This is a genomic window from Luteitalea pratensis (assembly GCF_001618865.1).
Taxonomy (GTDB): Bacteria; Acidobacteriota; Vicinamibacteria; order Vicinamibacterales; family Vicinamibacteraceae; genus Luteitalea; species Luteitalea pratensis.
Genome location: NZ_CP015136.1, coordinates 2,839,502 through 2,857,853 on the forward strand (window position 1 = coordinate 2,839,502; position 18,352 = coordinate 2,857,853).

An 18,352-nucleotide genomic window follows, 5' to 3' on the forward strand; every position below is an offset into this window, starting at 1 on the left:
GATGAGCTCGCCCTGGGCGCTGCCGCGCTCTTGGCCAGACTCAGAGGACCATGAACATGCCGACGACATTCCCTCCCGCTATCGCGCACGGCGCGGATCGCCGTGCCTTTCTGAAGGGCACCGCCCTGGCTGCAGGGGCGGGCCTGCTGGCCGCGGCTCCAGCTGCTGGCGACACACGTCCACTCGCTGATTCAGAGAAGCTGACGCGAATCGCGGCCAACACGTATCCGATTCGCCCACTCTTCAAGCGCCGCCCGTCGACGCCGCCGGCGGCGTCAGCCGCAGCCGCGGCCTCGGCTGACGAGATGAAGAAGAAGTACGGCGAAATCACGTTGCTCGACTTCCCGCAGTTCACCATCGACAGGTTCCCGAGTGTTCGGAAGATGGACCTGTGGTCGTCCCTGTTCGGTGACGTCACCGACGACAGCATGTTCGTCAAGGTCACGACTACCCGAGACGGACGCACCACCGAGAACTGGGAGTTCGATCCGGCGGCGGCAGCTTCGAAGAAATGGCTTGGTCAACTCACCGACCGCATGGCTCGGACCGGGGTCAGCTGCCATCACGTCTCGAACAACGCGCCGCGCAACATCTCCGACCTCGACGCCAGCCTCCGGCGCGCTGGTATCAGTGTCGCAAAGACCTGGCTCGACGCGTGCGCGACGATTGGCGCCAAGTCCATGCGGGTGAACACCGGTGGTCCCCGCATCGTCCCGGGCGCCACCGCGACGACCAACTATCCACGCAACGACGAGGTGGTCAAGTACATCCGCAACGCCGTCGAGTCGTTCAGGGAGATGGCCGACTACGGCGGCAAACTCGGCGTCAAGGTGACCATCGAGAACCATTGGGGATTGAGCGCCGATCCGATGAACATGCGGATCATCCTCGACGAGGTCAACCACCCGTACTGCGAAGCCTCACCGGACTTCTGCAACTGGGAGCACGAGTACATGCTCTATCACGGGCTCCAGGCGCTGCTGCCGTACACGCACACGACAGTGCACGCCAAGTACTGGAACCGGTGGGAGAACGTGGACCTGCAGCGCTGCGTCCGCCTCATGATCAACGGCGGCTTCAAGGGTGTGTTCGCCCTCGAGTACGAGGACGGGCCGTGGGACGGCGTCGAGGGCGCGCAGCGGTTGATGAAGGAGGTCCTGGCCGGGCTCTGAGCAGGTAGCCTGCAGGCGTAGGCTGCAGGCTACGTGATCCAGTTGATGACCGGTGGTGGCCCCCACGACGCGACGTCCGTGGTGGTGAGCACCGGCAGGCGCGAGGTGGCCCCGCCGACGTCCGGAACGGCGTGACGGATGACGACGCGCGCGATCCGGTGGTGCCGAATCACGTAGCTGCACAGCAGGCAGGGTTCGTGAGTGGTGTACAACGTCGCCGCCGAGAGATCGCGGCCGTGCGTCGCGACTGCGGCGCGGATAGCCTCGACCTCGGCGTGGCAGGTGACGTCATGGCGGGCCTTCGCGGCTTCGACACCTTCGCCGATGATCGCGTCGCCCAGCACGACGGCTGAGCCGACCGGGGATTCGCCCTGGCTGGCAGCGATCTGCGCGAGCGCGTCGCAGCGGGCAAGGGCGTCGGCATCGGTCATGCGGCCTGCAGCCTACAGCCTACAGGCTGCAGCCGGCCTACAGGCTGCAAGCTACAGGTACAAACCACAGTGGCCGCCATCGCACCCTGCCGTGGCTGTACGGAACGACGTGGCCCCCACGTTCTATCCCTCACGCCAGAGGCTGGGCACGGCGATCACGATAGCTTCGTGAGCAATAGGGAGGTCACGGCAATGCGGCCTGGAGCAGGCCCGGTCGCGCGGTGGATGCGCACGACGTGGAAGCCGCGTGTCCACATCGTCGGTGGAATCGTCCAGCCGTGAACCCCCTGATGGTTGGTCGACGGCCCGACGTGAACGCCGTCGACTTCCAGGAACAGTTGCGGCGTCGTGGAGTCACTCCGTTCCATCGTGCCGAGTTCGAACCGGACATCACCCGGGAGGTCCGAATGGATGAATAGTTCGCCGGACGCGCCGATAAGCGCACGCATCCTCGTGCCACCCTGTCGCTCGACGGTCGCCCAGCCTTCGCCGAATGCTTCCTGATCCGCCAGGCTGATGGAGACTTGTCGCGAGGGGGTGGCCGCCGCGAAGACGCGGGCCCCGCCCGGACCGTGACACACGCTTGCTCCCGCGGGGCCCTGCACCTGGAGCCACTGCGGCGGGCCGCCGAGGGCAAGGGCCACCAGCGACGGGACGGGGTCCGGGTTGGTCAGCACGACGCGCGACAGCAGCTCTGTGCTGACCGGTGGCAGGCCGTCGCGCGCGAGTTCGGCCGAGACGGCCTCGCGGCCGGTAGCATCATTCACGAATTGCGCCGCGGCCCACTGCGGTGCCGATCGCTCTCCCACCGTCGCGGCGCGCGCCGCGATTGGGCGACGACTGCCGATCCAGAAGGTGAGGGATCCCCGGGCCGGCACGACCAGGCCCACCCTGCCACTGGACGCCAGCGATCGCACGTCAGCCCACGAGCGCGTGACAGGCGAACACATCGGGGGCGCCATGAGGTCGTACCACGCGAGCCCTGGCACCTGCCACGCGCCAGCGAGGCCGTCGGTCCGGCGAAAAACGTCGCCGCCCCACTCCCCGGTGCGGGGATCCCAGTACGCGATCGCGAGTCCCTCGGACGTGTGTGCGACTTCGAGTGAATTGAGCACCGTCGTGGCCTCCCGCGTGGTGGCCCGCGCGCCGATGCCGCCGGCTGGCACCAACGATGCTGGCAGCCCACCCGGGTCACTGGGGGACACGTCCAGCGTCACCGACGCACCAGTGCGCACGACATGCAGATCCGGCAGCAGCCGGTGCATCACGAGGCCCGCAGCTTGTGCGTCAGGGCGGCCCGTGGAGGCGGACAGAACTGCCCATACCTCCGGCGTGTACGCCCCCGGCGTGCCCGCGATCGCCACCACCGCGCTGGTGGGTATGTCTGCCAGCGCCGTCGACAGCGGCCGACCGACGATGCGTGCCGTTGTCGCGTCCGCGCCTGCGAGTGCCAGTTGCTGCCATGCTCCTTCTGATAGCCTCACGGGCGCCCCCTCGGCGCCTGGAAGGACCGCGAGGCTCACGCCTCGCACCTGCGGGCCCTCGGCACCGCTGCGCAGCACCCCCCACCTCAGCACGCGCAGAAGCGGCGTGCGCTCCACGAGCAGGGTTCCCCGTGAGGTCTGTGAGAGGACGTCGTGAAGAGCGTCACCGCTGCCGGCGATCACCCGGGCCTGCGCGTTCACCAGCGCGAGCGCCTGGATTGCGGGAACGACGACGGCCAGCCATCCTGCCAGCGCCACTGACTGCGGCCAACCCGCACGAGCGAGGCGCGCCATGCCGGCCGCGATGGCGAGCCATGCCGGCAGAAGAAGGAAGAGTGTGCGCGACTCGCGCTCGAACTCCCCGGGAATCGGTCCGAGTGTGGCTCCAACCAGCAGGCTCGCGGCAAGTGTCCTGACGGGCAGGGCGCTGACCGGAGCGACGAGTCCCACGGCGACCAGGCCGAGCCCCAGCGCCCCCAGGCTCCGCGCTGCATCGATACCGATCGCTTGCAGTCGCTCCCACATCACCGCCATGGCGTCGGCACCTGGCGCGCCTCCCAGCCAGAGGGACCGGTGCGCGGCAAGCACTTCGCCGACCTCACGGCCGGCTCCCGTCGCCGACGAGGACAGCGCGACATCGGTTCGCCACTGCACCGCGATCAGTAGCACGGCCAGCGCCAGCGCCCCTGCGACCAACCTGCGCCGGTTGGTGGCGAGCCACGTCACTCCGATGAAGCACCACAGCAACGCGGTGTCGTCGAGAGCCGCGACCAGCGATAGCGCCACGCCCAGGAGGCGTCCGCGCGGGCCGGGCGCCCTGGCGCCGACCAGGGCCACCGACAGTAACGCCAGGTCGAGCACCGGGCGTAGGTTGCCGGCCGCGACCACAGCACTGGACCACAGCGCTGCGGACCAGCCGAAGCCGAGTGCCACGCCCAGCGCCAGGCCCGGGGAGGCCATGCGCGTCGCGACCAGCCCCACCGCAGCGGCAGACGTCGCCGCAAGTGCACTCGTCAGGACATTCAGGTTCACGCCGGTGCCACACCAGGCGCGCAACAACACACCAGATGGTGAGAGGTGGGCAGGGCCGCCCACACGAGCCGCTTCCTCGAGCACACCCGACTCCCACAGCAGCCACGTACGGGCCGTCGCCCAGTCGGCCCGCAAAGCGAGTTCCGGCGCCAGCGTGATCAAGCAGGTCGCGAGGACTGCCACGAACGCACAGACGCCCACGAACCGCGGTCGCATGCGGGTATATTAGCGGCCACGTCGCAGTCACCGCTGAGACGCTTCGAATACCTGATGGTTGCCCTTCGCGCCTCCGCGCACGCGACGGCTACCCGCGAGCGGCTCACCGCCATCCTGATCGCGGCAGTCCTGGTCGTCTTCCGGGCTTACGTGTTCATCGCGTGGGAACAGTCGCACTTCGATGCCGATCAAGCCATCGTCGGTCTGATGGCGAAGCACCTGCTCGAAGGCAGGGCGTTTCCGCTCTACTTCTACGGCCAGCAGTACTTGCTCGGCATCGAGGCGCTTTGGGTCGCACCGGCCTTCGCCCTCGGCGGAATCTCGGTAGCCACGCTGAAGATTCCCCTGCTGATCGCCAACATCGTCGTCGCCGCTGGACTGATCGTGGCGCTGGAGCGTTGGGCTGGTCTGCGTCCGCTAACAGGGCTGGTTGCCGCAATGTTCTTCATCCTGCCGCCGCCGGGTACGGCCAGTCGACTGGTGCAGGCCAACGGCTGCAACATCGAGCCGTTCCTGTATGTCCTGGCGTTCTGGTGGCTGCGCGATCGTCCCCTGGGACTTGGCCTGGTTGCCGGCGTCGGCCTGCTTCACAGGGAGTTCACCGCGTACGGGGTCGCTGCGCTGGCCCTCACCGAGTTGGCACGAGGTCGTCTCGCCAGTCTCGATGGGCTCAGACGATGGACGGTCACGGCCGTCGCGATCCTGAGCGTCGTGCAACTGGTCCGTGCGCTGGTGCCTCTCGCGTCTGCGTATGGCCCGGGTACGTCGTATGCCGAGGAACGTACCGCCGACCATGCCACCGAAGTGGCACGGCGGTTCTGCTGGAACGAAGGCCAGGTGCTGGATCGTCTCCGGGCCCTTGCGACGGCCCAGGTACCGGAAATGTTCGGCGCACAGCGCCAGCGCGTGATGAGCATCGGCATCGTGTCCGGTCGCACGTCCCAAGGTGCTGACTGGCTGTGGCCAGTCCTGCTCATCGCCACACTCTTCCTGCTGGTCCGCACCGGCGTCCTGCTTGCGCGCGGGCTCTCCCGGGAGCGCGAGGCAGGCTGGTTCTGTGGCTACCTCATGATGATTGGCGTACAGGCGATGACCATGTACGCCGTGATGTGCGGTCAGCGCAGTCATCTCACGATGCGGTACATGCTGCTGGGACTGCTGCTCCCCGTCGGCCTATGGGGACTTCACCTGGCGGTGGAGCACCGACGCCTGGCGAAACTGGCATCGGTGGGCGTCGTGCTGGCATGGGCGGCGTTGTCGGCCGCCGCGCATGGGCGGCTCGTTCGCGAATACGTGGCGACGCCGCCGACGGCAGATCACCGTCTGCTCGCGGATTACCTGGTCAGCCACGGCATCCATCACGCGCGCGCGAACTTCTGGGATGCCTATCACGTCACCTTTCTCACGGCCGAGCGCGTTCGTGTGGCCTCGTCGAACATCGTCCGTATCCGCGAGTACGGGGAACTGTTCGAACTGCACGAGTCGCAGGCCGTGCTGATATCGACGACGCCGTGCAACGGATCGCGTGTCGCCCGCTGGTGGGTCTGTCCGGCAGGGCCAGACTAGCGGACCTGGAATGAATGTGCTTCGGGCAATCTTCGGCGCCCTTTGCGGCTATCTGATCTTCGCGATCACGGGCGTGGCCCTTGGCGCGCTCACTGGCCGCAACCTGCATGCCGTGCAGCCGCTCTGGTTCGTCGCGCTCACGGCAGGCTACGGTGTGTGCTTCGCCGGGCTCGGTGGCCTCGTGGCATCCCGAATCGCACCGCATCGGGGTTGGGCGGTGGTCGGCATGACCTGCCTGCTGGCGCTCGGAGCGGCGGCGTCGCTAGTGTCCAGTCCGGCGGCAGACGCACGATGGTCGCAGTGGAGCGCGCTCCTGCTGATGGCCCCGAGCGCTTACCTGGTGCCGCGCCTGCTGGGCCGGGCGTGAGCCGCCTTTCTTAAGACCTCACGTCATCCGTGCAAGCGGTCCCGGACTTCTCCGGCCGCAGGGCGGTCGTCAACGGGCGAGCAGCGCCTTCTGATTGGCCAGCACCTGGTCGAGCTTCTTCTGGTTGCCCAGGATGGTCTTCTGGTTGGCCTGGATCTTCGCCTGGTTGGCCTGGATTTTCTTCTGGTTGGCGACGATCGTCCCCTGGCCCTTGAGCAGCGTGGCCTGGTTCTTGAGAATGGTCTTCTGGTTGGCGATCACGTCACGTTCGAACACGCGGTGTCTCCTGAGGCAATGAGGGGACGAGCGACGCGCCGGCAGCGGTATCTGCCGGAGCGGTGGCGAGACGCGCGGCGCGGCGCGCCAGGGCAATCTCGATCAGGTTGGCCGTCGGGCCGACGATGAACAACGCGTAGTACGGCGCGTGTACGAACTGCATGAGCCGCAGTGTCGCTTCCACCGCGGCGACCAGGAAGGCGACCACGCACTGTGCCCACCGCGGTGACACGGTGGTCTTCGGGTCCGTGATCATGAAGAAGATGAACAGCTGGTACATCGGCCCGGTGATCGGTGCGGCTTCGGCGAGCAACGGGTGGCCAGTGAGTGCCGATCGCAGTGCGGCAAGGACCAGGAACGACAGGACGTAGGTGAGGGTGATGTGCAATCGGCCGAGCGTACTGATGATCACGGTGCCGAACGCCCAGACCACCACCATGGGCAGGAGTGTGTTACCCCACTGCACGCTCAGGCCGGCCACCGTGTCGGCCGCGAGCACCAGCATCGCCACGATGCCAAGGTTCGAGGGGTTCCAGATGTGCCGTCCGTCGACGCGGATCAGGTACTTGGACGTGATCGAGATGGCTGAACAGAGGGCGTACGGCCAGAACTCCGGCGAACGCACGAGCATGCCGACGCTGATGCCCGACACGTACGCCGACGCCAGATGCGGCCAGCGCCCGCCGAACAGCCGGCCGAGCACGAGTTCGACGGCGATCGACGTGCCGATGGCGAGCGCGGTACGTGACCAGCTCTCGAGGAATCCGAACGTCACCTGCCCGACGATGAGGACGATCGTGACGAGAACCGGTGCGAGGTAGCGCTTGTCGAACCGGAGGTTCTGCAGCCCACCGCTGAATGGCGCGGTCATGCGGGTTCCCTCAGCACGTGCACCTGATTGATTGACGGATGCACGATCTCCTGCATCTTACCCGAGGGCCAGCGGACGACCGCCCGGTCGGCGACAGTGGCCGCCCCGAGTCCGAAGTGCAGCCGACGCTGGTTCTGGCCACAGAATCCGGAGTTGCCGAGCACCTCCTGCACCTGCTGCTGGCCCTGCCAGTGCAGCGTGACCTGTGCGCCGATCGCGTCGCGGTTGGAGCAGCGCTGGCTCGCCGGCGTATCGGGACGGCAGCTGCCCTCGAGGTCGAAGCCAATCCAGCCGCGCCCGGGTGCGACGTCGTTCCGATAGAGCAGCAGCGGTCCGCGCTGGTTGGCGACCACGACGTCGAGCATGCCGCGGTTGGCGAAATCGGCGAGCGCGACCGAGCGGCCATCGTGGCGATCGGTGACGCCGACCATCTGTGCCACGTCGACCAGGCGGCCCGCGCCGTCGTTCACCCAGACGCGCTTGGCCTGGTAGCCGGCAAGACTGCGCGTGCCCATCGCCGGCCAGTTCTTCGCGTCGGAGATGACAACCTCGTGTCCGCCAGCCACCTTCGAGTAGTCGTACCAGTAGCTCTCGGTACGAGAGGCGGACACGTAGCCGTTCACGAGGTACAGGTCCTGCGTGCCATCGTTGTTGAGGTCGCCGAACTGCGCGCCGAAGCTCCAGCCGCCGAGGTCCACGTTCATCGAGCGGGCAAGGTTCTCGTACGTGGGCAGGGTCTTCGCGTCGCCACCCGTGGGTACCCACAGGTTGTTGCCCTGGATGAGGATGCCCTCCTCGGAGATGTTCGAGACGTAGATCGCGAAGCGGCCCTGGTTCAGGACGTCGCCGACCGCTGCATTCATGCCGCTCTTGGGCGCGTAGCCGACGCCGGCCTGGCGCCCGACCTCTCGGAACCGACCGCCTTCGTTGACGAAGAGCTCCGACACACCATAGTCGTTGGCGATGAACAGATCCGGATAGCCGGTGCCGCGCAGGTCGGCGGCCACCACAGCAAGGGCCCAGCGCGTCGAGGCGAGCCCGCGCGCGGCACTGACCTCCTCGAACCGCCCCCCTCCCAGGTTGCGATACAGGTACTTGCGGCCGCCGTTGGTCGCGTACTCGAAGCTCTGCGGCATGATCTTCGTGGTCGACAGCGCCCAGAGGTTGACGTCCTCTGCGAAGTAGCCGCCCATGAAGAAGTCGAGTCGCCCGTCGCGATCGAAGTCCAGCCACGTGGCCGTGTTGATGTTGGCCCAGGTCGGCAGGCCCGCCTGCTCGCTCACCCGCGTGAAGGCGCGGCCGCCGTCGTTGTGGAACAGTTCCTGTCGCCCCCAACGGTGGAGCAGCAGGTCAGGGAAGCCGTCGTTGTCGTAGTCACCCCATGCCGATCCCATCGACACACCCGTCGACGCCTCGTTGAGTGCGGCGATGCCGAGCGCTGCCGCGATCTCCTCGAACGTGCCATTGCCGCGGTTGCGATACAGGCGATTGCGCGACCCCTCCTGGCTGTCGGTCACGTAGAGATCGGCGTGACCGTCGGCGTCGACGTCCACCACGGACACGGCCGCCCCCATCGATGCCACCTGCGGCATGATGTGCGCCAGCTTCGCGTCCAGCGTCGGCGCCGCATGTACGAAGTTCAGCCCGGCGGTCCTCGAAGACTCGGTCATTCGAAAGCCATACCGGGTCCGCGGGTCGCTGGTGGCCTCGGCCACTACGGCCCGACGACCGAAGTGGCGCATCAGCCATGGCGTGGCGAGCAACGCCAGGAACAGTAGAGCGAGAAGCGGTCGAGCGTAGCGTGTCATCGGGCCTGGCGTGGGACGCGCGCACGCAGCGCGTTGCGCGCGTCTGGGGTGACGTACCGGGTGTGGTACGTCGCGAAGTCGTCGGCGTGCTGCCGGTAGACGGGGTCGTCTTCGAGGTTGTTCGGCGCCTTGTCGTATCGGCCGCTGGCGTGCGTGGGCAGCGGCAGCACCGTGCGGGAGAAGGTCGTGTTGTAATCGCCGTCCTTCACCCAGCCGTCGCCGACGACGATGAAGTCGCGCACGATGCCGGGTCCGGCGGCCGGTGCCTCGGTGAAGCGCAGGGCCAGTTCGTCGCCAGCGTTCATGATGATGTATCTGTCGTCCACTGACGTGAGCAGCGGCAGCACGTCTCCGAACCTGGTGTGGAACCCTTCGAGGTCGAGCCAGCGCGGCGCCGTGCCCTGCACGACGTAGCGTGGTCGCTCCGGCGCGCTCTCCTGCTGCGCCGTGACCGAGAAGCCGCGATAGCGGAGCTCCGCGGAACGCAGCGGCAGGCGTCGCGGCGCGACAGCGACGTCGGGACGGCCGACGGCCCAGGCCAGGCGATCCCAGAAGATCTCGAGGTTCGTCGTGAGGCGCAGGCGGCGCGGGCCCGACGCCGGCAGCACGCCGTCGAGCGGAATCAGGACGCTCTTGTCCTTGCCTGAAGGGAAGCCGAGGTTCGACTTGACGACGCGGAAGCGACCGTCGGCGCCGGCGACCTCGAGGGCGAGGCCCATCGGCTTCGCCTGCGTGCCCTGCGCGATGGCCACGTTGATCGAGCTGTCGGTCGGGTGAACCCAGCCCTGCGCGACCAGGTAGAGCGGACCCTTGCGCGAGGCCTCATCCGGTACGACGAGCTCGATGGCGTGCTGACGCGTGATCCCCTGGTAGGCGCCGCGCCCCGCGAAGTCGAGGTGCTGATCGTCCCGAGACTTGACCACGGCGGAGGCGTCGCGTCCGGTGTCGTCGATGACTCGCGCGAACGGCTGCAGCGGACCAGTGACGACCGGCGCGAGCGCGGGCGCGGGAATCGCGAAGCGCTCGTCGACGAAGACTTCGGTGCCGAGCGGGTGATCGACAACGGCCAGCGAGACGAGGTCGAAGAAATGGGTTTCCCAGAGCTCCGCGGTGATACGCAGGTCGTGCGCGCCGTCGCGCGGTACGAGCTGCGAGCCGCCGACCTTCACCCAGTCCTCGGTCATGGACGCGTCGGCTGTCACTTGCGCATTGATGCGCAGGCCGAGGGGCGACCGCCAGATCAGGTCGGTGACGAAGGCCATCTCACGGCCGTTCCAGGCAAACAGCCACGGGCACGATCCCTTGAGGCGCTGATCGGCCCGGATCGTCGCGTCGGCCTTCTGCAGGAACTCCGACTGCATGACACCGTTCGGCCAGAAGATCCGGATGACGTCGCTCGTCGTCGCCTCGCCGAGCCCGATGTGTACGATTGGGCCGGCGATCGGGTACGTCTGCACGTGGAGGCCGCTGCGGACTTCGACTTCGCCGCCGATGCCGAAGGAGTTGACGCGCTGGTCGCCGGTGGCGGTGGCGGCGCGCGCTCTCACGCGCTGCCAGTGATACGCCTTCGTGCCGACGTTCTCTGCAACGGCGAGGCGGCCGTCCGCCATGAGGCCGACGAGATGGAGTCGCCCCTTGTCATCCAGATCTGCCACCGCACGCGTGCGTAATGCGATGGGCGCTGCCAGCGCGATGAAGCCGTAGGGAGATCCACCGAGCAGCACCTGCGTGTCCGTGGCCGAGACGATGATGTCGAGCGCGGCGTTGTTGTCCAGATCGGCCAGCAGCAGTCGGGTGGTGGCTGTCGTCGCACCGGCCGGCGTTGCGGGCAGTCGGGCGATGTCGCGCCAGCGCCAGACCGGCGCTTGCAACTGCGCCGCGCCACTTGCCGCCTCCTCGAACGTCAGGGCCACGATGGCGCCGCTCGCCGTGACGCCGACGAGATCGGGACGGCCATCGCCTGTGACGTCACCAGCGGCCACCGCCAGCAGCGTCGCGGGAGCCCCCGGAACGCGCGCGGCCTCGAACGCGCCACCTCGAAGATTGACGAAGACCTGCACGGCTCCGGCTGCGTCGAGGCACGCGGCATCGGGGACGCCTTCGCCGTCGAAATCCGCCCACGCAAACCCCTGCAGCCGGCTGCAGGGTCCGAAGGGTTGCTGTCGCACAAAGGTACCGTCGCCGTTGTTGCGCAGCACGAAGGCGTCGCCGTCGATCGGGGCGATGACGAGATCGAGATCGCCATCGACATCGACGTCCGCAGGCCAGCCCGCGCGTGTCGGGGTGCGCAGCGTCGTTGCGTCCAGCTTCGTGTCTGCGGTGCGATCGACGGAAGCCCCTTCGTCGACCTGGCCCGTGAAGGCCTTGAAGGCAAGACCATCCGCGCCAAGGAGCACCAGGTCGGTACGGTAGTCGTAGTTCAGGTCCGCTGCGATGACCCGCACGTCGCCAGGCGCCGTCCGCTGCTTCGCTGGCAGCGGGATCCGCCAACCCGGGCGCGTATGTACCTCGATCGCAGTGGACGTTGCCGCGATCAGGGTCTCCCGGTCGTCGGCGTGGATCGCAATGGTTCCCACCCAGCTGCTGGCGTCCTCGCCAGCCACCACGATGTTGAAGCCAATGCCCGTGTCCGGCGGGGCGGGCGCCACGGTCGGTGCCGGCAGCACCAGGAAGCGGGTGATTGGCTCGCCGACCGCATCGAGCGGCGTCGTCACCCGCGCGAGCGCTCGTCGATATGCGGTCTCGCGCGTGAGCAGGTTGCGCAGGAAGGCCACCTGCGTCGCCGCCGCTCGCGGATTGGATGCCGCCGCGGCCTGCACCGCTGCAAGGCGCTCACGTGCGGCCACTGGCCATGCGCCCGACACGGCAGCCAATGAGCCCAGCGCCTGCGCGAGCCCACGCGCGTCGCCACGCTTCGCGGCCAGGCGCGCGTAGTCGAGGCGTACGGGGAGGCTGTCGGACCGCGTCAGGAGCTGTTCGAGTACGCGCTGTGCCTCGGCGTCGGCGTCCTTACCGCCCTGCCGTTCCGTCTCCTGCGCCAGCGCATAGGCGGCCTTCGGGTCGGTGGGATCGAGTTCGACGGCACGGCGCCACAGGCGTGTCGACTCGGCGAGATTGCCCTCACGACTTTCGACGAGCGCTTGCAGGCGCACGATTGCGGCCGCGTTCGGAGCGAGCTCGGCGGCCCGAGTCAGCTTCTCCCTGGCTGCGGCGTTCTCCTGTTGTCGCAGCAGCAGCAGCCCGAGATTGGCCCAGCCCGCAGGCTCCTGCGGCACCAGGGCCACGACACGATCCAGCTTCTCGCGGGCCAGGACTTCCTGGCTCGTGTCGATCGCCGCCAGGGCCGTGTGGAACGCGACGACGGCTTCGCGGTAGACCTCCGGCGAGACATCGGCCGTTTGTCGGCACGCCGCCAGGGGCCCGACGGCGAAGCCCATTCCGATGGTCAACGCAAACGCGGCGAGTCGGGAGTCCGTCATGCGCGCTCCTGCCCGGCGAATACGCGCGGCGGGTGGGCAGTCGCGTTGCCGAACCCGCAGCGGGCGAGAAGGGCATCGATGGCTGCGTGCGAAACGCCGAGGCGTTCGTGGGCGGCGTGCAGGTCCGACTCGAGCACGGGATACCAGTCGCGCCGTGTCGTATCGCCAAGCCCTGCGACGTCGAACGGGGCGATGGCGGCAGCAATGTCGTCGAGCAAGCGCTGCCGCGCATCGTGACGCGCTCCGCCGACTGTGAGTGCGAGAGCACGCCCGGAGATCGCGCGCAGTGCCGGTCCGAACACGGGATCCGCGTGCAGCAGGAAACCACGCGCCCGATCTGGCTGCCCGAGGCGACGCACCGTCTCGGCGTAGCTCGCGGCGGCGAAGTATAGTGCAGTCAGGCGCTTGAACAGCGGGAAATCCGACATGTTTGTGTAAAGGGCAGCCACGAGACGTTCGGTGGCCTCGAGTTCGTCCGCCGTGTCCTGCGCATATCGCGCGAGAGCCGCCTCGCGAGCGCTTCCAGGCGATGTGTCCTCCAGCACGCGAGCCAGGCGACCGATGCCAAGCAGGGTCAGGGGAAACCCGGTGGATAGCAAGGGATCGATGACGCCGGCCGCAGACGGCAGCAGCGCCCAGTCACGACCGGCGACAAGGGCTGTCCGGTGGGCGATCCGTGGTGCGTGGACGAACGGTCGTATCGGCCGCGCCGCTGTGAATTGCGCCTGCAGGGAAGGGTAGTCGGCCAAGAGGCGTGTCCATGCATCGGCGCCTTCATTGAGTCCGTACTGACGCGCGACAGCATCGATCGCCGCCACGCCTGCGCTCGTCACGCCGTTGCTGAACCGCAGCACCCACACCCATGCACCCGGCAGCACATGATGGAGCGCGGCATCGTCCACCGGGTACGGCGGCGTCGAATCGGATGGAACAAGAGCGTCCCAACGCTCGACGTCCTCGAAGTGCGCGTACAGCGCTTGCGTCGGCGGGAGCCACCCCATCGGTGTATCGCCGAGGCCAAGCCGGCTCCAGAGGAAACCTCGTGGGCCACTCGCGTCCACGAGGAATGCCGCGTCGATGCGCACACTCGCGCCTCGACGTGTGCCCTCGATCACGGGGTGGCCTTGATCGAAGACCGGTACATCGAGAGACGTCTCATCGAGGTAGCAGACACCAGCGGCCTCGGCTTCTCGGACCAGCCAGTGATCGAAGTCGGGGCGATACCAGTGCGTGTCCGCGATGGTGTCGTTCGGGCTCGCGGCGACCAGCAGTTGCCGCGCGTGCGTGTGGTCGTCGGCGAATGGCAATCCAGTGTCGTGCTGGAAGAAGCTGAAGCCTCGCTTGCGGCCACAGGCGACGTCCGGATGCGCCGCCTGCCAGGTGCCCCACTTCGAGAACGGACGCAGACGCGGCAGGTCGTATCGGTCCGCGAGTTCCTCGATGAGCAGTCCCGCGAGCGGGGTCGAGGACTCGCCGATGGCAAACCTCGGATGACGACCGCGCTCGAGGAGTGCCACCCGCATCCCGCGCTGACGTAGCACCAGGGCCAGCAGCGAGCCGGCGAACCCGGAGCCGACGATGGCGACGTCGGTGTCGATACGCCGTGAGCGGAGAAGTGTCACGACGGCGTCACCTCGCCGCAGGCGTCGCACGCGAGCGGCGGCGGCAGGCGTTGGTCCAGATTCAGCTGAGTGAGACGCGCCTGCCTCGGCAGCGCGCAGCGCCGGCAGGTCGCGAAGCGCTCGATGTCCCACGTGTCGATGAACAGGCGGCCCCGCGCGTTGGTGCCGAGACTGAGGGCCGAGAGGCCGATTGCTGCAGATTGCTCGATATCGATCAGGCTTGGCGCCACAAAGTCTGCCTGCGCTGCGAGCGCCTCGAGCGCGCCATTACCCCCCCGCGTGGGGATCAGCGAGACAACGGTGGCGCCACAGTCGAACGCGACGCCGATCGACCGGGTGAGCCAGATGTCCTGCTCCTCGGGCGGCACGAACGGCGGATGGATCAGCAGGAACACGCGCAGGTCGACCTCGCGCTCGGCGAGCGCGCGAGCGGCCTTTGCAAAGGATTCCACCGTGATGCCCTTGTTGAGTCGTTCGAGCGCGTTCGGGTGCGCCGTCTCGAGGCCCATCGCGACCTCGAGGCGTGTCGTGCGGCCGTCGCGGGTCAGGAGATCGCGCAGGCGCCACGTGCGATCGCCGACAAGTGACGGATGCGATTCCACCACCACGCGGGTGAACGGACGCAGCGCTTCCGCAATCGCGCCATCGTCCTGAGGCGGGACGGCGTGGTTATCGAAGAAGCTGCCGGCGTTGTACAGCTTGATCACCGGGGGCATCGCGGGCGCCTGGCGGATCGCCGCGATGGCGCTGGCGATCTGCAGGGGGATCGCGCCGCGCGGCGTGATTGCCGCAGTGGTGTGCGTCCACAGGTCGCACATCACGCAGCGCCAGGGGCATTCGCGTCCGGTCAGAAAGACAGTGACCGAATCGACGCGCGTTCCATCGGCCGCGCGTTCGGGCTCGATCACGACGCCCTGGTGCGCGAGGGGATCGAGCGCTTGCCGTGAAGTGCGCCGCGCGAGCACGAACCGATCGCGCGCCCGCCGGCCAGATGGATAGGCCGTGCCCGTGTGGGTGACGGCCAGGGAGGTCATGCGAACAAGGCGTGTACCGCGCGCCGGCATGCGGCCTCGTCGGCGATGAGCGAGGTCCGCAGTGTCTCGACAGGAATGGCCCCGTGCTGGAATCGCCGCTTGGGGAACACCGGCATGTCGAAGCCGGTCATCGCCTTGACGCCACGCGAGACGATGTCGCCCTTGAGGCCGTACAGCGTCGGCACGTCGTAGGCGGTCAGCGACGCAAACGGAATGCCCTCGGCGACCTCGACCACCGACGGCCGCGTATACGGACTGAAGCCATCGAAGCCGTAGCGACGGGCCGGCGCGTAGGTCCGTACGTAGCTCCGACTCAGGCCGCCGCTGTAGGTCAACGAGTGCTTGATGCGGCCGACCCCCCATCCCTCCTGATACAGCATGAGGTTGTCGACGACGCTGCGGATCGTAAGCTCGGGATTCTCCTCGATGGGGTAGTCCTTGAGGTTCTCGTCGCCGCCGTCGCCATCGAGCATGAAGCGCCACTCCGGATATCGCTCGCGGATGCCGCGGAAGAGGCGCAGGCCGAGTGCCGCGCATTCGACGTCGAGCGGCTTGTAGTCCTCGAGCACGCGCAGGGTTTCCTGCAGATCGAGCGCCTCGGGGCCCGCGTCGATCGCCTCGAAGAAGAGGCCGAGGCCCAGTCGGTCGAGGAACTCGTGGGCCTGCGCGACATCGGGACCACCCGCATCGAGCACGAACGCCTTGAGTCGCGCTGGCGACATGCCGAGGCGCCGCATCGTGTCGTACACCACGAGGAACACCGATCCGCTGTCGATGCCCCCCGAGAAGCAGACGCCGATCGGCGCAGTGCCGCTCGACACGCGATCCACATGTTGAAGCCAGCGCGCCACTGCGAACGCGAGCGCGCCGATGTAGCGCTGGCCGATCACGTCCAGGTTCGGCGGAAGCGCCGAGCGTTCGGGTGTGAAGAAACGGGTGTAGGTCGGATCGGGATCCGGGCAGCCGACCAGACGCAGTTCCACCACGTGATGCGCTGGCACCATCCGCGTGTAGCTCGGATGAAACTGGTGGGCCAGGCCCTCGGCCGCGAGCGCCGATCGCAGCGTGTCCATGCGGTCGGCGATGAAGAGCGCTGGGCCCTCGGCTCGCTTGGCGAGGAAGTACCGCATCGGCCGATCGAGTGAGCGGGCCATGCAAACGGTGATGCCATCCCGCGCCACGAGCGCGAACGACCCCTCGATGCCTCGCACCGCATCCGGGTCGGCAGACAGCACCCGCGCCCGCGCCTCGTCCTCGGTCATGTCATGGAGCACGTTCAGGGATGGGTCCAGAAGATCGACGACCCGCTCGACGTAACGGTGCATTGCACGATTCTACCGTTGCTCCCGTGGGCGAGCGGGCTCATGCGAAAGCACTAGTCATGTGCCGCCTGCACGTTATCGCTGTGGCGTTGGGCCACGTGCCATACTTTCCGGCTCCAACCGCCGTGCGCGCTCCCAACCGTCCGATCCCGTTGCTTGGTTTGGCAGGTCCCGTCCTCATTGTCGCGGCGTGGGCAGCCGTCTCGGCGTTGCAGCTGTTTCCCTCGTCGCTGTTCCCGGATCCGGGTGCCGTGGGCCGAGGCCTGGTCACCGAGTTCATGAGCGGGCGCCTGGTGCAGGACGTCCTGGCGTCGCTCTTCCGCGTCGGGGCCGGTTTCCTCCTCGCCACCGCCATCGGGATCCCGGCAGGCCTGCTCCTGGGCCACTCGGCGATGGCACGTGCCGCGTTGCTGCCGCTGGTCAATTTCTTCCGGAATCTGTCGCCGCTCGCGTGGATCCCGTTTGCGATCCTCTGGCTCGGCATCGGCGATCCACCGGCGATCTTCCTGATCTTCATGGCCGCGGTGTTTCCCGTCGTGCTCTCGACGGCTGCCGCCGTGGCCAATATTCCGAGCGTCTATTTCCGGGTGGCGGGCGATCTCGGAATCAAGGGGCCGCGGCTGTTGAGCGAGGTCACGCTGCCGGCCATCGCTCCGCAGGTGATCACGACCCTGCGGGTGACTGCGGGCCTGTCCTGGCTCGTGGTGGTCGCGGCGGAGATGATCGCCGGCCGTGACGGCCTCGGGTTTGCCGTGTGGGACGCGCGCAACGGCCTGCGCATCGACCTGCTGGCCGCGGTGATGGTGGTGATCGGACTCATTGGTGTCGGCCTCGATCGGCTGCTCGTGCAGATGACCCGTATCCCGAGCGTCCGCTGGGGATACGAGCGATGACGTCCGTTCCGGTGCTTCACCTCGACAACGTGGCCCATGCGTTCGGCGACATGCAGGTCCTGCAACCGATGGACCTTTTGGTCGAGTCCGGCGAATTCGTCGCGATCGTCGGTCCGTCCGGCTGTGGCAAGACGACGATTCTCAACCTGTGCTCCGGATGGCTGACACCCTCGCGCGGGGCGGTGCGACAGGGCGGACGATCGCGCACGGTGTTCCAGCACGACGGGCTGTTCCCGTGGCTCACCGTCGGCGAGAACGTGAGGCTCGGCTTGCGGCATCTCCCAGAAGCCGAGCGATCGACGCGGGTGGCGCACTGGCTGGGGCTGATCGACCTGGTGTCCTTCGAGCGTCACTATCCCCATCAGCTGTCGGGCGGCATGCGTCAGCGTGTCGAACTCGTGCGCGCCCTGGCCGGTGAGACGGATCTGCTGCTGATGGACGAGCCCTTCTCCTCGCTCGACTACCTGACACGGCTGCGCCTGCGCGGCGAACTGGCCCGGCTGCTGCGGGAGCAACCGCGCACGATCGTGCTCGTGACCCACGACATCGAGGAAGCGGCGCAGTTGGCCGACAGGGTGCTCGTGCTGAGCGAGCGGCCGGCGCGCGTATGCGACGAGGTCCGCATTGACGCCCATCGTCCCCGCGACCTCACGCATCCCGCCGTCGTCAACGCGGTTCATCGGATCCTTACCGGGTTGGGGCTGGAGCAGGACCGGCCCGCCACCAGCGCCAGCACCCCGCTGACTTCATGACTACACGCGTGGTTCTCCCCTGGAGTG

General features: G+C 67.8%; 14 protein-coding genes. 5 read left to right on the forward strand and 9 right to left on the reverse strand.

Annotation, left to right across the window (positions count from 1 at the left end; genetic code table 11):
- The first annotated feature begins 56 nt into the window (after nucleotides 1–56).
- Entirely contained in the window at nucleotides 57–1,172 is a 1,116-nt protein-coding gene (locus tag LuPra_RS11660) for a sugar phosphate isomerase/epimerase family protein (RefSeq protein ID WP_110174653.1), read from the forward strand.
- Nucleotides 1,173–1,201: 29 nt separating this feature from the next.
- On the opposite strand, the gene LuPra_RS11665 is transcribed toward LuPra_RS11660, so the two are convergent.
- Both LuPra_RS11665 and LuPra_RS11670 read right to left on the reverse strand, forming a co-directional pair.
- On the reverse strand, nucleotides 1,202–1,603 hold the full coding sequence (locus LuPra_RS11665; RefSeq protein WP_110170900.1) for a nucleoside deaminase: 402 nt from the start codon (nucleotides 1,601–1,603) through the stop codon (nucleotides 1,202–1,204).
- A 155-nt stretch (nucleotides 1,604–1,758) separates the two neighbouring features.
- The gene (locus tag LuPra_RS11670) at nucleotides 1,759–4,335 is read right to left on the reverse strand and encodes a hypothetical protein (RefSeq protein ID WP_110170901.1); all 2,577 of its coding nucleotides are present in this window, start codon (nucleotides 4,333–4,335) and stop codon (nucleotides 1,759–1,761) included.
- Nucleotides 4,336–4,389: 54 nt separating this feature from the next.
- Between LuPra_RS11670 and LuPra_RS11675 the strand changes: the two genes are divergently transcribed.
- Together LuPra_RS11675 and LuPra_RS11680 are read left to right on the forward strand one after the other, a co-directional pair.
- Nucleotides 4,390–5,901, forward strand: a complete 1,512-nt coding sequence (locus LuPra_RS11675; protein WP_110170902.1) for a hypothetical protein — start codon at nucleotides 4,390–4,392, stop codon at nucleotides 5,899–5,901.
- A gap of 10 nt (nucleotides 5,902–5,911) precedes the next feature.
- Nucleotides 5,912–6,268 carry a hypothetical protein gene (locus LuPra_RS11680; protein ID WP_110170903.1) on the forward strand — a complete coding sequence of 119 codons (357 nt, stop codon included), beginning with the start codon at nucleotides 5,912–5,914 and terminating at the stop codon, nucleotides 6,266–6,268.
- A gap of 69 nt (nucleotides 6,269–6,337) precedes the next feature.
- Here the strand turns inward: LuPra_RS11680 and LuPra_RS11685 are convergent, their stop codons facing one another.
- From LuPra_RS11685 to LuPra_RS11710, 7 genes are all read right to left on the reverse strand, one after another.
- Complete coding sequence (locus LuPra_RS11685; protein WP_110170904.1) at nucleotides 6,338–6,544, reverse strand: hypothetical protein; 207 nt, start codon at nucleotides 6,542–6,544, stop codon at nucleotides 6,338–6,340.
- The gene (locus LuPra_RS11690; protein WP_110170905.1) at nucleotides 6,531–7,415 is read right to left on the reverse strand and encodes a hypothetical protein; all 885 of its coding nucleotides are present in this window, start codon (nucleotides 7,413–7,415) and stop codon (nucleotides 6,531–6,533) included. Before LuPra_RS11690 ends, LuPra_RS11685 begins: the two co-directional genes overlap by 14 nt.
- Nucleotides 7,412–9,085, reverse strand: coding sequence for a CRTAC1 family protein (locus tag LuPra_RS11695; RefSeq protein WP_234800844.1), 1,674 nt, complete (start codon nucleotides 9,083–9,085; stop codon nucleotides 7,412–7,414). Before LuPra_RS11695 ends, LuPra_RS11690 begins: the two co-directional genes overlap by 4 nt.
- A gap of 134 nt (nucleotides 9,086–9,219) precedes the next feature.
- The gene (locus LuPra_RS11700; protein ID WP_110170907.1) at nucleotides 9,220–12,702 is read right to left on the reverse strand and encodes a CRTAC1 family protein; all 3,483 of its coding nucleotides are present in this window, start codon (nucleotides 12,700–12,702) and stop codon (nucleotides 9,220–9,222) included.
- The gene (locus tag LuPra_RS11705; RefSeq protein ID WP_157899036.1) at nucleotides 12,699–14,324 is read right to left on the reverse strand and encodes an NAD(P)/FAD-dependent oxidoreductase; all 1,626 of its coding nucleotides are present in this window, start codon (nucleotides 14,322–14,324) and stop codon (nucleotides 12,699–12,701) included. Before LuPra_RS11705 ends, LuPra_RS11700 begins: the two co-directional genes overlap by 4 nt.
- On the reverse strand, nucleotides 14,321–15,358 hold the full coding sequence (locus LuPra_RS31805; protein WP_157899037.1) for a radical SAM protein: 1,038 nt from the start codon (nucleotides 15,356–15,358) through the stop codon (nucleotides 14,321–14,323). Before LuPra_RS31805 ends, LuPra_RS11705 begins: the two co-directional genes overlap by 4 nt.
- Nucleotides 15,355–16,683 (reverse strand): asparagine synthase-related protein, encoded by a 1,329-nt coding sequence (locus LuPra_RS11710; protein WP_110170909.1) that lies wholly within the window; start codon nucleotides 16,681–16,683, stop codon nucleotides 15,355–15,357. The genes LuPra_RS31805 and LuPra_RS11710 overlap by 4 nt, the downstream gene beginning before the upstream one ends.
- A 122-nt stretch (nucleotides 16,684–16,805) precedes the next feature.
- On the opposite strand from LuPra_RS11710, the gene LuPra_RS11715 reads away from it, so the two are divergent.
- Together LuPra_RS11715 and LuPra_RS11720 are read left to right on the forward strand one after the other, a co-directional pair.
- Nucleotides 16,806–17,573 (forward strand): ABC transporter permease, encoded by a 768-nt coding sequence (locus LuPra_RS11715; RefSeq protein WP_157899038.1) that lies wholly within the window; start codon nucleotides 16,806–16,808, stop codon nucleotides 17,571–17,573.
- Nucleotides 17,570–18,325 carry an ABC transporter ATP-binding protein gene (locus tag LuPra_RS11720; RefSeq protein ID WP_110170910.1) on the forward strand — a complete coding sequence of 252 codons (756 nt, stop codon included), beginning with the start codon at nucleotides 17,570–17,572 and terminating at the stop codon, nucleotides 18,323–18,325. Before LuPra_RS11715 ends, LuPra_RS11720 begins: the two co-directional genes overlap by 4 nt.
- Nucleotides 18,326–18,352 lie beyond the last annotated feature (27 nt).